15 protein-coding genes are annotated in these 15,331 nt (G+C 37.9%); 8 read left to right on the plus strand and 7 right to left on the minus strand.

The window, feature by feature from the left end; all coding sequences use genetic code 11:
• Positions 1–6 precede the first annotated feature (6 nt).
• The gene (locus DFQ12_RS11030) at positions 7–1,536 is read right to left on the minus strand and encodes a DUF2931 family protein (RefSeq protein WP_120258968.1); all 1,530 of its coding nucleotides are present in this window, start codon (positions 1,534–1,536) and stop codon (positions 7–9) included.
• A 264-nt stretch (positions 1,537–1,800) separates the two neighbouring features.
• Here DFQ12_RS11030 and DFQ12_RS11035 point away from each other — a divergent pair, with 264 nt between their 5' ends.
• Positions 1,801–2,370 (plus strand): GNAT family N-acetyltransferase, encoded by a 570-nt coding sequence (locus DFQ12_RS11035; RefSeq protein WP_120258969.1) that lies wholly within the window; start codon positions 1,801–1,803, stop codon positions 2,368–2,370.
• A 209-nt stretch (positions 2,371–2,579) separates the two neighbouring features.
• Positions 2,580–3,197: an HPP family protein gene (locus DFQ12_RS11040; RefSeq protein ID WP_120258970.1), complete on the plus strand. Its 618-nt coding sequence runs from the start codon at positions 2,580–2,582 to the stop codon at positions 3,195–3,197.
• A gap of 70 nt (positions 3,198–3,267) precedes the next feature.
• Here DFQ12_RS11040 and DFQ12_RS11045 read toward each other — a convergent pair whose 3' ends face one another.
• The 3 genes from DFQ12_RS11045 to DFQ12_RS11055 all read right to left on the minus strand — a co-directional run bounded on the left by DFQ12_RS11045 (position 3,268) and on the right by DFQ12_RS11055 (position 6,896).
• Positions 3,268–5,709 carry a TonB-dependent receptor gene (locus DFQ12_RS11045; protein WP_120258971.1) on the minus strand — a complete coding sequence of 814 codons (2,442 nt, stop codon included), beginning with the start codon at positions 5,707–5,709 and terminating at the stop codon, positions 3,268–3,270.
• 241 nt (positions 5,710–5,950) lie between these two features.
• Entirely contained in the window at positions 5,951–6,355 is a 405-nt protein-coding gene (locus DFQ12_RS11050) for a VOC family protein (RefSeq protein ID WP_120258972.1), read from the minus strand.
• Positions 6,356–6,473: 118 nt separating this feature from the next.
• Positions 6,474–6,896 (minus strand): hypothetical protein, encoded by a 423-nt coding sequence (locus DFQ12_RS11055; RefSeq protein ID WP_147420387.1) that lies wholly within the window; start codon positions 6,894–6,896, stop codon positions 6,474–6,476.
• Between the two features lie 178 nt (positions 6,897–7,074).
• Between DFQ12_RS11055 and DFQ12_RS11060 the strand changes: the two genes are divergently transcribed.
• Complete coding sequence (locus DFQ12_RS11060) at positions 7,075–7,458, plus strand: hypothetical protein (protein ID WP_120258974.1); 384 nt, start codon at positions 7,075–7,077, stop codon at positions 7,456–7,458.
• Positions 7,459–7,469: 11 nt separating this feature from the next.
• On the opposite strand, the gene DFQ12_RS11065 is transcribed toward DFQ12_RS11060, so the two are convergent.
• The 3 genes from DFQ12_RS11065 to DFQ12_RS11075 form a co-directional block, all read right to left on the minus strand.
• Positions 7,470–7,922 (minus strand): hypothetical protein, encoded by a 453-nt coding sequence (locus DFQ12_RS11065; RefSeq protein ID WP_147420388.1) that lies wholly within the window; start codon positions 7,920–7,922, stop codon positions 7,470–7,472.
• Positions 7,923–8,193: 271 nt separating this feature from the next.
• Entirely contained in the window at positions 8,194–9,039 is an 846-nt protein-coding gene (locus DFQ12_RS11070) for a DUF6882 domain-containing protein (protein ID WP_120258976.1), read from the minus strand.
• Positions 9,040–9,049: 10 nt separating this feature from the next.
• Positions 9,050–9,757, minus strand: coding sequence for a hypothetical protein (locus DFQ12_RS11075; protein WP_120258977.1), 708 nt, complete (start codon positions 9,755–9,757; stop codon positions 9,050–9,052).
• A gap of 215 nt (positions 9,758–9,972) precedes the next feature.
• Between DFQ12_RS11075 and DFQ12_RS11080 the strand changes: the two genes are divergently transcribed.
• From DFQ12_RS11080 to DFQ12_RS11105, 5 genes are all read left to right on the plus strand, one after another.
• The gene (locus DFQ12_RS11080; RefSeq protein WP_120258978.1) at positions 9,973–10,716 is read left to right on the plus strand and encodes a LytR/AlgR family response regulator transcription factor; all 744 of its coding nucleotides are present in this window, start codon (positions 9,973–9,975) and stop codon (positions 10,714–10,716) included.
• Positions 10,713–12,632, plus strand: coding sequence for a histidine kinase (locus DFQ12_RS11085; protein WP_120258979.1), 1,920 nt, complete (start codon positions 10,713–10,715; stop codon positions 12,630–12,632). The genes DFQ12_RS11080 and DFQ12_RS11085 overlap by 4 nt, the downstream gene beginning before the upstream one ends.
• Positions 12,633–13,313: 681 nt before the next feature.
• Positions 13,314–14,282 (plus strand): preprotein translocase subunit SecD, encoded by a 969-nt coding sequence (locus DFQ12_RS11095; RefSeq protein WP_120258981.1) that lies wholly within the window; start codon positions 13,314–13,316, stop codon positions 14,280–14,282.
• Complete coding sequence (locus tag DFQ12_RS11100; RefSeq protein WP_120258982.1) at positions 14,279–14,527, plus strand: hypothetical protein; 249 nt, start codon at positions 14,279–14,281, stop codon at positions 14,525–14,527. The genes DFQ12_RS11095 and DFQ12_RS11100 overlap by 4 nt, the downstream gene beginning before the upstream one ends.
• Positions 14,528–14,578: 51 nt before the next feature.
• The gene (locus DFQ12_RS11105; protein ID WP_120258983.1) at positions 14,579–15,217 is read left to right on the plus strand and encodes a hypothetical protein; all 639 of its coding nucleotides are present in this window, start codon (positions 14,579–14,581) and stop codon (positions 15,215–15,217) included.
• The last annotated feature ends 114 nt before the right edge of the window (positions 15,218–15,331 follow it).

Raw genomic sequence — 15,331 nt, forward strand, 5'->3', positions numbered from 1 at the left:
TAAAGATCAAAACTTCTCACCATATGCTATGATTTTGGTTTCCATAAGCAAAAGCTGATGTTCAGCATCTTTTAATCGTGCGGTTCCCCGACCATTTTGGGTATCTATGGTAATTTCCATTTCAGCCTGTATATTTTTATCGCGATCAAAAAAAGCATTGAATTTTTTAAAAATATCCGTTTCATCAAATTCAAAATCTACAGCACAACGGTTTTGATTTTTATCATACCATTTGATGTATATATTCTGTGGAATTCCCCTTTTTTCAACTGTTATATTTTGTGTTCTTTCATCGAAAACAAAACGCTCAGCATTAAAATACCGAAAAATAGCATCATAGGTTTTTATTTCTGGAGCGATCACAAACTTCGGGTTCCAGGTATAAGCTGCGCCCAGTTTATTCCAATAATCATCAGGAACAGGTTGATTTTTTTTTGCCATTTGTATTGCCAAAGGAACGATCATTGTATCTGTCAGGACCTTATTGCGCCACTCCTGATTAAATAAATCACCATAAACCATCTCCTTATTATCAGAAACCTTCTGGTCAATATCGATTTTCTTCGCCTGATACTGACCTATTTGGACCTGACGATATCCGGATCCTCCAGCCCATATCACCAGTCCTCCAGCGGGTGCAAACCCGAAAATAATCTTGTTATAATGCTCCTCAACATCACTAGTTGCCCTTCTTTCTACATAAGGCTGTTTAAAAAGTGTAAGCAATTTGTTGTAATCTATTGTATCATGGAATCGGTAGAATGCATTCTCTGAAAACGAATACCAAGTAACATCAATTGCTTTGGGCAATGACATCATACTTTTATAGGTTTCGGCCCCCGCCTCCCCCCATTTTGCATGATAATTCACTGTATTTCCCTCACTAAATGTAAACTCATAATCCTTATCATTCGGGAAGATAAATATCCCTTTGTAGAGTTGTACCGGATAACCTGCGGGATTACTCATTGCACCAGCCCATTCAAATCGACCTTCTTTTAAATTATCTACCTGATCCCGCCGCTCCCGTTCAGCTTTCCGAACCTCACGGCCAACAGTCGAAAAAATAGACACAAGCACACTGATTAAAATATAGCCCAAAAATGTTAGTATCAACGCTGTCCACGATCTTAAGCCCCAAACGAACGTAATGCTACTGAATAAACTCAAAAAAATACTCAAAATTAAAATCAAAGGGAACATTTCAGAAATTACTCCTCCCAGATCAGCATAAATCTTGTGTTCATATTCGTCGCCTAGTGTACTGACAAAAAGCAATACCGGTAACAAGGTGGAAAATATAAAGTAATATAAAAAACTATAAATCCCCTCAAAGACAATACTGGGATTTTCAAATACCTTTAATTTTTTTCGAAGCTTATTGAAATGAAAATAAATAAGGGTAATTACAAGAAAATAGGGAGAAACACAGAATGCCCCATAAACCAAGTTCATATCGGCATCTTGTGTTAACAACATTGCCAATAATCCCAAAAGTGTCACAACAAAGGCTGAAATTGTAGCTTTAAGAACCATGTATAGATTTTATTATTTATTGATCATAATATATAGCGGTATCCTGTCTACATTTTGCTTCAAATTTACAATTTGAAAAACAAGAACAACTTTACTCAAAAGTAATAAGAAATGAAATTATAAATACACAACAATTCATATTCAAAGCAAACCAATGCATATTCGTTCTATTTTTTCATACCCCTTAAGAACCCGATGCTCGCAATGCTTAAAAAGAAAACAGATCATTTTACTATCTTAGCCAATGAATAGAAAATACGAGTTATGCATTTGACGATTAGACCCGCACAACAAGATGATGCCGCAGTTGTACCTGAAATCATGTTACAGGCGATGGAAGATATCATCTTTCGTTTTATACAAAAAGAAGACAAAAAAGAAGCAATTCGTTTTTTAACAGATCTTTTTCAACAGACCGGAAATCTATATAGCCATGAAAATACTTTTGTTGCTGTAGATCCCGAAGGCAATGTCATGGGATCATTGACGGGATATAATGGGGATCATTTTATTGCGCTACGACAACCAATCCTGGAACTCATCCAAAAACAATACTCAAACGACCTAATCCCTGAACCAGAAACAACTGGACAGGAATTTTACATAGATTCTGTTGCTGTATCCACTGCTGCCAGAGGTCAGGGTCTAGGAACTGAGCTATTGAAACATGCGATAAAACATGCTAAAAATCAAGGTTTCAAACAAATAGGCTTATTGGTTGATTTAGATAATCCGAATGCCAAGAAGCTTTATGAACGCCTTGGTTTCACATTAGGAAACAAAATGCCTTTCGTCGGTGGGGAATACTATCATATGTATATTCAATTTGTTTAGGATAATCTACAACATCCAGTTCCTGAAAAACATCAACATTATTAATCAAATATTGGTTTCTTCCAAAATACCAAAAGTGTCAACTCAACAAATGGGGCAAAATAGAGGAAGAACAATTTATAGCCTATCTTATTTATAAATACCACAAAGATTAATATAAAAGATCTAAAAAGGAATTCTTAAAATTCCCTATTTTTGCACAGATTAACATGAAAAATCAACTTCATCGGCAACTCCGTATTTACAGATATGTTATCTATCGGGAAACGTTAATAGATCCCTGGGAACATTTCTGGTCTTTTATCGGTGCATTCGTAGGCATATTTATCATCGCTTTTATTCAATCACTTCATTTCCCACCACTGGAGAATGTTTTCCTGATCGGATCATTTGGGGCCTCCTCTGTTCTGGTTTATGGAGCTATACAAAGCCCACTTGCACAACCTCGAAATTTAATCGGTGGTCATGTGGTTTCAGCGATAGCTGGAGTTACTGTAGCACAGCTACTCCCCGATATCATCTGGCTCACTGCCCCCTTTGCTGTAGCCCTGTCTATCGTATGCATGCAACATACCCGCACATTGCACCCTCCGGGAGGAGCGACAGCGCTAATCGCCGTAAGTAGCGGAACCAAAATTTCTTCCTTAGGGTATTGGTATGTATTGAGTCCCGTACTCTCCGGCTGCCTGATTTTATTTATAGTAGCACTTATTTTTAATAATATCACCAAAAATCGGCACTATCCTGTTAAAAGATCACGTTTACGGCGTTCACGGCGACAACATCTAAAATCACGATTTGAACGAACCAAAGGTACATCAACCTAATCTGAATTAGCTAACTCTATCGTACTATTCCCACAGTACGCATATCCATCTTGCTAATTCGTAGACATTCTTATTTACGTCGATGTGGGATATGTTCCATTTCTCGTGGACTCTTTTCCGCTGTTCCTTCTTTTTGTCTGCCGGCACCGAATTTCCAACTAAAAGAAAGACTTACCGATCTGTTGTAATAATTGTTGGATGTTGTACTTCTGAATGAAGGCGACACCGCCATATTCCTTTGTTTCATAGCTCGTTGAAACGGATTACTTACTGTCAACACAATACTGGCTCTATCATTCCAAAGTTCCTTTTGAGCAGAAAATCGATAAGACCATTCGGCCGTATTTCGTCCCTGCAAAGTCACATAACCATTGCTATAGTCTCCTGAAATCTGAAGACTGTAACCTTTAGACAGACCATATGAACTGCTGAGATTAGCAGCATAAAACCCATTGCTATTCCTTACCTGTAACGCTGGGCTCCTAAACCAGACATAATAGAGTTCCAGTCCACCATTGAGCATCCAATTCGATTGCAGTTCCATGGATAGATTGACCTGTGCACCCAAACGTTTATTTGTCGCAATATTACTGGGTGTAGTACGTGAAATTCCGAGACTGTCGACGACAGTAAGCTGCTCTATCGAATTATTGTTGGTACTATAATAGACACTACTATTCAGATTAAAACCAGATGCTGCACTGTAATTGTGTCCCAATTCCACTACGCGAATCCGTTCAGGTCGCAATAGCGGATTTCCCGACAGCAGATTTCGCGGGTCACTGGCGTTGACATAAGGATTGAGATCCCATATCCACGGTCTACGTATCCGCTCTGTATAAGCGAATTTGAGTTCGTGATGGTCATTTACCTTTTTAGCGACTAACAGAGTAGGCACCCAGTTGCCGAATTTAGATTTAAATGAAGGTGTGGAATTCCTGAAATGAGCCCCCAATACTGTTGTTTCAAAACGAATTCCGGGCCTAATTGTCCACTGATCATCGGTTTCGATTTTTAAACTCATATAGCCCGCCAATATCGTACTGTAGTAATCCATTTTATCCGACCGGGATAGGATTTCGACCAACTCTTCACTTCCCGGAGCATGTTCATTATTGAAAACGGTATAAAGACTACTGGAATTACTTCGCTTCAATTTCATTCCCGTTTCAATGACATTTTTCCCGGTCGCATCTATCGGGTGCGTATAGTCTGCCTGAAAATCAAAGTCCCAGGAGTCACCTTTATTTGGTCCTTTCTCCTTAAAAGAGCTTACTCCGGACATTTCTTTTTGACTGGTTATGTATTCCGATCTATCGTTTGATCGGGCGGCCAGCCCAATGATCTGCAACTCCTGTGACTTGTGTCTAAATTTTTTGAGATAATTCAGCGAGAGTTCATAATACTTTACCGAATTCTGCTGCTGACTAAACTGATTATATTCAGCATAGGTATTTCCATCCTGAAACAAGTTGTAAAGTGAACTATGCGCAGGCCAACTGCCATACCAATAGGACAGGTCTGCGCCAATTTTTTGCGAGCTGTCCGGGCGGTACACAAATCCTAGACTTGCAGACGCCCCCCTATCCTTTTCAGTTGCATCATTGTGCTGTAAAAGTTCTCCGACCGATACCCCATTGGATAAGGAGGTTCTTTGCAGGGTCGACCTGTTTCGTTCTCGTTCAGCATTCATCGTTGCGTTAAAATTGAAATCAAACTTTTCAGTAGTCATAGCCCAAGAGCCACTTCCAGATTGATCCAAGTTACCTAAACTAACATCCAAACTTCCATGTGTTCCCTGGATGGATTTTTTTGTGATAATATTAATAATACCAGCAGCTCCTTCAGCTTCATATTTTGCAGATGGCGAAGTAATTACTTCAACAGATTTAATAGAACTTGCAGGAATCATTTTTAAGGCATCTTTCAAGTTCTTAGCCATTATTCCTGAGGGGATACCATTGAGCAGAACTTTAATATTCGTATTCCCGCGCATCCGCAATTCCCCATTACTCCCTACTGTTAGCAGAGGAACTTTCCGCAATAGATCTACAGCCGAACCGGCTTTATTACTGATATCAGAGCCCGCATCATAGATCAGCTTATCACTTTTAAAGCGTATCGGCTTTCGCTTCCCTTTCACAACAATTTCTTCCAAGGATTGATACTGACTGACAAGTCTGACCTCCAATACCTTTGATGAAGTTATCGACTTAGACAGCTGACTTTCATATCCCACATAAGTCACCAAAATACTTGGACTCTCAGTCTGCGGCATAACGAGCTTAAATCCGCCTCTCAAATCGGTAGTGACTGTCTGTAAAACTTTTCCCGCAGAAATCAGAGAGACTGTTGCATGTTCGATCGGAAGGGCATTGCTCGCATCGACAACTTTTCCTTTAATTTCATAAACGGCATTTTTCCCAACTTGATGCTGAGCATATAAAGAAGGTAAATATAGGATAGACACAAAAAGAATAGCAATTGGGAAATGCTTCAAAACACGGAACATATTGTTTGGATTAAATACAATACAAAACAATAAGACTATGTTCTTTTTAAAAAATTTTAATGAGGAATAAGGCGAATAAAAGGCCAAACGACCTTCATCATCAAATTAGTAGCTTTGGTCATTCTCTCTTGGGTAGAGATTTAATAATTGCCATCGTCCATCAGCCATACAATTGACTAATTGATCAGATAATATGGATGAACGATGGCTGGTCGAAAAAAATTGCTTTCGTATGTAAATATTAAGCTCCTGGAAATTTACTCATATCCATATAAAATATCTCCCAAGTGTGGCCATCATAGTCTTCCACCTTTCTTAACTGCATAAAACCATGATCCATCATTGGCATTGGCTCTATTCCTCCTGCTGCCAGCCCTTTGTCAACAATTTCATTTACCCGATCCAGACTCTCCACGGAGAGCGCAAATAGTCCAGCGATATGACTTTTTGTATCGGCTATTGGCTTATTCGTAAAGGATTTAAATTTATCATGTGTCATGATCATGACAAAAATATGTTCACTCCAGACCATACATTTAGCATCGTCATCACAAAATTGTAGATTTACTTCAAAACCCAATTGAGTATAAAAATCCATTGATTTGTTTACATCCGCCACAGCGAGATTAATAAATACCTGTTTCATCTTCTTAAATTTTTAATTGCTATTGATAACACAAAATTGCGCATTATGGTTTACAAAAATCTTGGCATAAGCCAAGATTTAAAGATCCTGTGAATATGTTCCGCTTTGAATCTTTGCTTTAATATTTTTCTAATTTAAGTGTAATAAATTGTTCCCAATCACCGTTTTCCGAAAGCAAATACCAATGCCCAACAAGCACCGAGTAGTCATTATTCATCTGCCCATTAAACTTTATTCCATCCCCCTCAATAGTAAACATATTATTGATTAAATTTCCTGTCATTAGTCCACTTTCCCCCCTCGAATTGGCATATTGCATCTTCACTTTATCTCCCGGCAGCATGGTGATCATTTCAAATGTTTCACTATGTTCTCCCCCTATGTGGACATCCGCCTTATGCAAAATACAGTTGTCATTGAGTATAAACTCATAAGAATCAACACCGACTAAAGGCAGTTTTTTTGCACCAACCCGCACTTCTCCCGAGGTTCTCCATTTACCAATAAATTTATGATAATTGCTATCTTTAATTTTATTCATTGTCATATAATTTGGGTCTTTAAGACACACTATTGATACAAAAATAATCTTAACATCGTTATAGACTCTTGGCATAAGACAATAAAATTCGTCCCTGATCAAAATCCTCTATCAGTTGGCAGAGAGAAGCTACAAAGTTATATTTGTCTAAGTGTTAAGTATAATTTAATTATTAAACATGATCATCATAAGAACTTTCGGTGTTATTTTGCTCTTGCTAGGTTTATTTCTCGCATACGGACTATCCAAAGACAGCAGACTGATGCTCTTTGGCAGTAAAATTAAAGCCGATGTCATTGGGATAGACAGTGTAAAAAGCAAGCGCTTTGGATACGTACATTATCCGATCCTCCAATTCAAGTATAAGCAAAAACAAGTTTGTCTGGTGAATGATTTAAGTAGCATTAACCCCAAAGAAGTACCTGCTCATATGGAAATATATTACAAGGAAGGTATCGGTATAAGTGATGGTTTTACTGTTATATATGCAGTCTTTTCCATTATAAGCATCATCATGATCATCTTTGGCATCATAGCCTTTCGCACCAAACACGTTCGTTAACTTATATCAGCTTATTTGGAAAGTTCGGCAAGGTCTGCCTGGGAGAATATATGTTCCCCTTTGAGATAGCTATTTGCTTCTTTCAGGTAGACATAAATTATTTTTCTGGCTTCGGGATTAGGCAACTTGTATAGGTTATGTACTAAAAACTCTTTATCCCGCAATCGGTCTTTACTGTAACTCAAAAAAGATGGTGCATGTGTCTGTACACTCCAACGGATAAAACGTAAATCAATATTATCAGGATATTTGATGATAACCGATTCCAATAATTTTTTACCTTTTTTAAACTGGCCCAGCTTCGAAAAGGGATTTCCCATATGCTTTGCCCAAAGGATCTCATAAGCGGCAAGATAGCCTTTTTCTGTCGCCGTATTTGCGGCTGCCTCTAACGTTTTCAAATTGGCCTCACAGAGTTTTTTATCTTTGACTGCAGCGGCATAATCGGCTCGCATTTTGTCCACATTTATTTGACCAAAACAACAAATTGTGCTTAATATAAAAGAGAAACAAACAAAAAATCGTACTACCATCCCAAATTCAATTAAATAAAATCATGCATTATCCAGATGAATTTAAACATAAAATATATCATCATATTAACCAAACAGATTGTTACGTTCATATAAAATTCATCCTCAAACCATACTCAGTCTTATTCTAGTTCATATAACAATAGTTTAAGCGCAAGAGTTTTTTTATTTTTCCATTAAGCAGTTTCAACTGTTAGCGTTTCTACCCCTTGAGATTGGTAAGACGCGATAGCTCATCAAACTCTGCGGTGATCGTTTCTCCGCCTTTTGTTGCTATTAGCTGGGCGCCCTGTTCCGATATTTTATAACCTTTTTCATCCAGATACCACTGCAAAGCAATCTTATGGTTCATTTCAAATTGGGAAATTACCTGCGGGAAGACAGACAGTATCCGAAGATGATCATCTTGACGTTGACGGTCTACAAGATCACTTTTGATCGTCACCAGCATTGCCCCCTGTCCATAATCAGCAATATAATAAGCGCTGGCATCAAACATTCCGGAAGCGATCAAACCGATGCGGTGCAACTCATCTTTGGAAAAATCGAAGCTGCTATTGCTGAAAAGATCAATCTCTTGCTCTTCACCATATTTTTTTAGTTGAAGAGCTTGCTGCGTAATATGTTCAGAAAGACCAGATTTGGTATTTGCCCATGCCCAAAGCCAAGTTTCGGACGAATGCGAAAAAGTCCCTAAGACCTGGATCGGAAAATCAAGGTTCGGTCCAAAACTAATCTCCTCTTTGGTCATATCTATATTCCAATTATTATTACCGATGACCGTGGCAAAATCATACTGCTTATCAAAGGCAATTCCACCAAATCTTTCAATCAGTTCCTGTTCTGTGCGATAGATCAAGTTATCTTCCGGCTCCTTTGTAGACGTAACCTGCCCCACTTTAGCTCCGGGTTCCGCTCCTGTAGTAACTTGATCTACTTTTGCTCCTTGTTCTACTTTAGTGTCTTGCTCTACGTTAGCTCCTTGTTCTGATTCGGTACCCTGTCCTGTTTTAGTACCCTTTCCAAAAAGTTTGTTTAAAAATCCCATAATTGTTTCTCTAATTTTTCAATTCAGCCAGTAATTCAGCCCTTCTATAGCTCTCCCCGTTAATTGTCAGTATGATTTCATCGATCTGTTTTAAATCAGCTATTATTTTAAGCAATTCATTTTTTCTATCTATTTTGATTTTCTTATTGATAAAAAATTCATGAATATAAAGCGTATTCAATTTCGGAATTGTCTTTAGCTCAGCCAGACCTTTCAACTGAAACATATTAGTTAACCTCAATTCACCTAATTGATCCAATTTAGCAAAATCAACTAATTTTTTTGAATTGAGTTCAAACAAAGCAATACGTTTCAATCCCGAAAAATCATGCAAAAAAGATAAATCAGCCATCTTTGATACCGAGGAAATTTCGAGATTCCGTAATGAAGGTAGATGCGGAATGATTAAATGATCACTTTTAGAAGTAAAACTTTCCAGTCGCAGCGACTCTAGCTCCAATCCCTGTACAAAATCCAATGTATTCACAGCTCCCCGATTACTTATATACAATTGCTTAAGTGACTTACAATTGGCTATTGGGGATAAATCCTTAACACTTCCCGTAATTAATAAATTGCGCAAATTCCTTATTTTTTCAATAAATTTTAGTGAAATGCTCGTATAAAAAAACAGTTCCAATTTCTCAATCTGGTCGATCGGTTGATCTTTGAGAACATCCAAATCTTTCGCGCTATTGATCTCAATCGCTAATTCCATAGTACCTATTTTTATGCTTAACTCAAATATACTGAATGCAATAACCAACCCAATTATGCATTTACAATCCGTCAAAATCGTTTATGATTCGTGAAATTACTGAATATATCGACTGGCGATTTGTATCATATATTGAAAAAAACAGCACAAATATTAAATGAATAAGATTTTTTTACTCACAATTATTATTTTTACCGAACAGAAAAGTTTAAAAAATGATAACAGTAGCGATAATAGAAGATGAACCCGCTGTTCGTAAGGAGATCAGTTACCTCATACAAGAGGAAACCGACACAGCACTAATTGGTTGGAGCGACAGTGTCAGAACTGCTGTAAAACTAATTGAAGAAAAGAAACCGGATGTGATCCTAATGGATATTCAACTAAAGGATGGTACAGCTTTCGATCTTCTAAAAAAACTCAATGTTATTCCACAAAACGTCATATTCATCACCGCATATAATCATTTTGCCATCAAAGCGATCAAGTATGGTGCCCTGGACTACTTGCTAAAACCTGTTGACCAAACTGAATTAAAAGAAGCATTAGAACGCTACCGTCGTCGTAGCGATAATAATCCACAATGGATGCAACAGCTAAATATGGCACAAAGTGCAATGCACCATGGCGATTTACCCGAAAGTATTGCTTTGACATCCATTCATAATGTGCGTATCGTTGCTGTTCATGACATCGTCTACTGTAAAGGTGATGGTCCATATACTTTTTTCTTTCTGAGTGATGGTTCCAAAGAACTCATATCCAAACCGCTGAAATATTATGAGGAATTGTTACCCGCCCCCTATTTCCTACGTACCCATCAGTCCTATCTGGTAAACCGTAAGTATATAACCGGTGTTAACCGTTCAGAGTATATCGTATTGAAAAACAAAGAAGAAATACCTATTTCGTCACGACGGAAAAACATAATTTTAACCCAGCTTTTCCCAGAGAAATGAGATATCTGTTACGAAGTATTTTCTTTTTGCTGCTTATTTTACATATTGTAGCTTGCGACAAAAAACCGACTTTTTCTTCTCGAGACCATGATGCTGTTTTAGCAGAGATAAAGGAGCTCGAAGACATAAGGTTGACACCTACGAACGGCGACTCACTCAAGAGAGCCTGGCGACAACTCGGTGAAAATCCTAATGTAAAAAATGACACCGTATTCTTTGCAAAAGTTAAATACAATACCGCTAGGCTATATGCCATGCTCCAGCAAGATTCCGCAGGCTTTTTTGTAGAGCAGGCACTTGAATTAATCGAACCTACCACTGGTAATCTAAAGTACAAAGCACTTATCTACAATGGTATTGGCAATATCCGTAGTGCCGAAGCAAAAGAACGCGAAGCAGGCTATTACTACAACAAAGCAGCTGCGATCGTTCTCTCGGACAGCACCGCAGGACTTTCTGCCGAAGCGAAATCGGCTATATTGCTCTCTGCGGCACAAAATAACCTAAGTTCGTTTCAATACAATCTCGCTGAAAAAATGAATCGAGCGGCCCTCAATCTCTCAGATTCACTTCCAAAGGAGCATATCAATCGCCAGCGTGTATTCGTACAAATGATTCAGACGCTAAATGCCTTGCAGAGGCCTTCTAAAGAAATACTTCCCTATCTCCATAAACTGGAGGATCTACATCATTTATTTCCAGATAAGTATAATATCAGTTTTTTATACGATTCGAAAATACAGTACTTTGAAACAACACAACAGCAAGATTCCTTGCTACATTACCAACTACTGAAAATAGAAATTGATGAGCGACTGAGCAATATCAAGGAGTCCTCTGTGTTGATGAATAATCTATTTGTAAACTACTGTAATGTTGCAGTAATTTATGTGTTATTCAAGAAGCCTGTGCAAGCAGCTCAATATATTACAAAAGCCAAACATCTTAGAACACAGTTCACCAAATTGATCTTTCCGCATAATGAAATACTCTTTCAAAAAAGCCTAGCCGAACTGTACCGCTTACAAGGCAAAAAGGAAGAAGCAATAGCCGTCCTAGATAATATCGTTCAATTACAGAAAAATGTCTATCATTCGGAAAACACACAAGCTATTGCCGAAATGAATGCATTGTATCAACTACAGGCCAAAGATCAGTCCATTCGCACATTGAATGAAAGCATTAAGATCAATAAACTACAATTACAGCAAAATCGTCTGTGGCTGGTCATATCTTCTTTGGGTCTTATCTTATTGATTATTATATTATTCTTTCTATACTATAGTTTCCGTCAGCGACGCCTAAGCCAGGAGAAAGAAAAAGTCCTGCTGCAACAACAACTACTGCGCACACAGATGGAACCACATTTTATTTTCAACACCTTAGCAGCGGTTCAGAGTTTTGTGCGATTAGATAAGAAAGAAAGTGCCATCAAATATCTCAATCGCTTTAGTCGTCTGTTGCGGAGCAATCTGGAGTTAAGTCGAGAGAATCTGGTGCCTTTAAATGAAGAGATCGAAACACTGGAAAATTATCTGACCTTACAACAAATGCGCTTTGAAGATGCTTTTACCTATCATATTACACAGCCGGACGAACAGGATCTGAGTGCCATCATGTTACCTCCGATGTTGATACAGCCTTATGTAGAGAATGCCCTACTACATGGCATTGATCTCGAAACCTGTAAAGGCAATATCGACATTCATTTTCAATTGGATGGAGATATTTTATCAGTGGACATCCTTGATAGCGGTAAATCTGAACCAAATATCCAAGAAACTCCACATCGCTCACTCTCTGGAACAATCAGTCACGAACGGATGCAACTCTTGGGTAGGAAAGCAAGCATAAAAATCACAAAAAATCCTGAAGGAGGTACACTTGTCAAATTGCAAATACCTGTTACATCCTGAATTTTTTAAGACAATGATTTGGTTATTCTTTATATTTCAATTCGGACTCTTTATACTTGCCACTATTATTGCATTGGATTCGGCCCGTATTGCAATTTTCCTGTTTTACCAAAAAGATAAAACTCGCTTACCTAGGAATACCATTGTAAAGTCTCCTTTAGGAGGGAGTCTATTATCATTAAAAACGATGGCCTTTGCTTGTCTTATTATTCCAACACTATGTCTTCTCTATTTTAGTTTATTAGGCAAGTTTGCCAATATTAACCTGAGTTTTATTCTAGCCTATTACAGCACAGCAATTATTAGCTTTCTACTGCTTGTTTTTTCTTCCAAAATTCATCAAAAGCTACAAGTAAGCTATTCTTCTGTAGGTAAAATCAGGCTACTATTTGTTATTGAAATATGCCTGCTCATTGCCTTGCTCTTTTTTGCAACGAAAGTTGATACAATGCATTTATTTCGACAAACGAGCGTATAAACCACATATCAAATCCGTAAGATTGATATGTGCGAATCGTAAAAACTATTTACGATTTGTAAATACCACTGCTGTGGCCAGCATTCCTTTCTTAGTTTTGATAAATCAGTAATGGTATGTACATGAAAAATACATTCTTCAATATCGCATGCATTAGACGAATCATAAGTTTCGCTATCCTTATTGTTATAACCAGAAATATTATGGCACAAGAAGTCAATCATTATATCGCGACCGGTAAAGACAGATCCAAAACGATCAGTGGACAGTACGGTGACCTCAGTGGCATCTGTCTCTTTGAAGACGGCAAATTCATGTTATATGGCTATGCTACCATGGTCTTTGGATCCTATGTCTTTGAAAAAGATTACCTTCTTTTCTATCCAGACCAGTTACCACAATTTCAGCTATATGCATGCCATAACCCCACTTTAGGAGATGAAGTATCTGTCAATTTTAGAGGCTTCGAAGAGGGAAAGGCTTTTGTACAGTTTGGAGATGACAGCATGCAACCAGTTTTCAACGATGGAGCCAATTGCTTCGATTTCCCCTATATCTATGAGCAATCGCACCCGATGCCACAGTTGAAATTCACTGTACAAAATGAAGGTTTTGATGCTGGCTCTGCATACCAAACATTTCACCATCAAAATGACCAGCGCTTCAATGACTTCATCGCAATCAATAATAAACCACAGCGAGCACGGGCGAATTTCGGCGCCTACCTGTATTTAACTGAAGATAAAAAGCTTGCTATAAGCCTTTCTAATTATGGCGGCAGAAAGGGCTTTTTAAGAGAAACCCCAGTAGACCCAACACAAAAGCGCTGGCTTGAAATACTAACAATGAAAAAAGAATATGAAAGTGCGGGAAGCATTGAGCTGACGGCAATATTTTCCAATGCGGAGTATAACATTTCTTATCCCGACCTAGCGGAATATAATTTTGACAAAGCAACAAATCAATACATCAGCAAGTCCGCGGAGGATAATGACCAAGAGCGTGATCAGGGTGATCGCTATCTGCGTCAATATACCAAACAACCATTAGTACCCAAGCAAGGTAAGTTTGACAGCAAAACTGCCGCTACCGCAAGTCTATTTTTTGCCAGCTGTAACAAACCTGACGAATCGTATAATCACATTAAAAGAAGAAAAGAAATAACTAAATGATCAAACAAAGTTTATACCTCATCCTATTGCTATTCCTCGCTACAAGTAGTTATGCACAGTTGAATTTGCGAAAAGCGATTTTGCAAAGTGATTTGATTATTTCTATCAATAATCATCGTCAGGACACTATTTGGGACAATGACCATACTTTGCAGTCATACACGCAAATGGATAAAATAGATTCAGGCAATGCATTTATCCTACGCAAGGTACATTTACTAAAAGTCGCAAGTGAGTGGAAATAAGCAATGGTATCAAGTTTGCTTAGCGTAATGAATAAAAAACAGTGATCGACCATGCGTATCCTGAGACGAATTATTATATTAGTTATATCATGTTTCATCCATATCGTTGCTTATGGACAGCATCGTACGGTCCAGCAGATCGTAGATCAAGTGATTCATTCCTATAACAATAAAGACAGCATCACTTTTAATGCACTTCTTAACAAAGACGTTGGTCTCTATTTTATAACAACTTTGGGAGTCAATAATCGTTGGACATATACATCAAAAATGTCCTTTAATCACCATACAGATTGTTCGATCAACGACCCTTACCAAGACTTTCTCGCGCAGGATCAGATTTCAAACACAAACCAAAAAAATATAACCTATAGCAATCGACCTTTTTTCGAGTGTGAAACAATCTATAAAAAAGGCATATTTGTCGCCAATAAAGGTAAATACCATACCTTATCCGAATCTATTAATTTTTATAAAACACACTATTCAGGCATTATCGGTGAAGAAATTACGTCAGATAAAGCGCAAGAACTAGACCATCTCTATAGCAAGGTAAAGCGTATTGAAAACCAGAGTCGACGGATTATTGTCAACAGCGACACAGGCACTTTTATTTTTTATGTCACCAAAATTGACGGACAATGGTGGCTGACAATGATAGATTTTGCCAGCGCTGACTGCAGTGTATAATTGTCCGCATCTGAACAAAAATATGTTCGAATATGAACAGTCTCCCTTCGCAACAGAAATCTTCAAGTAGCTAAAAATCAACATACTAAAATAATGGCAAATCAATTGTAATTC

This window comes from Sphingobacterium detergens (genome assembly GCF_003610355.1).
In the GTDB taxonomy this organism is placed as follows: domain Bacteria; phylum Bacteroidota; class Bacteroidia; order Sphingobacteriales; family Sphingobacteriaceae; genus Sphingobacterium; species Sphingobacterium detergens.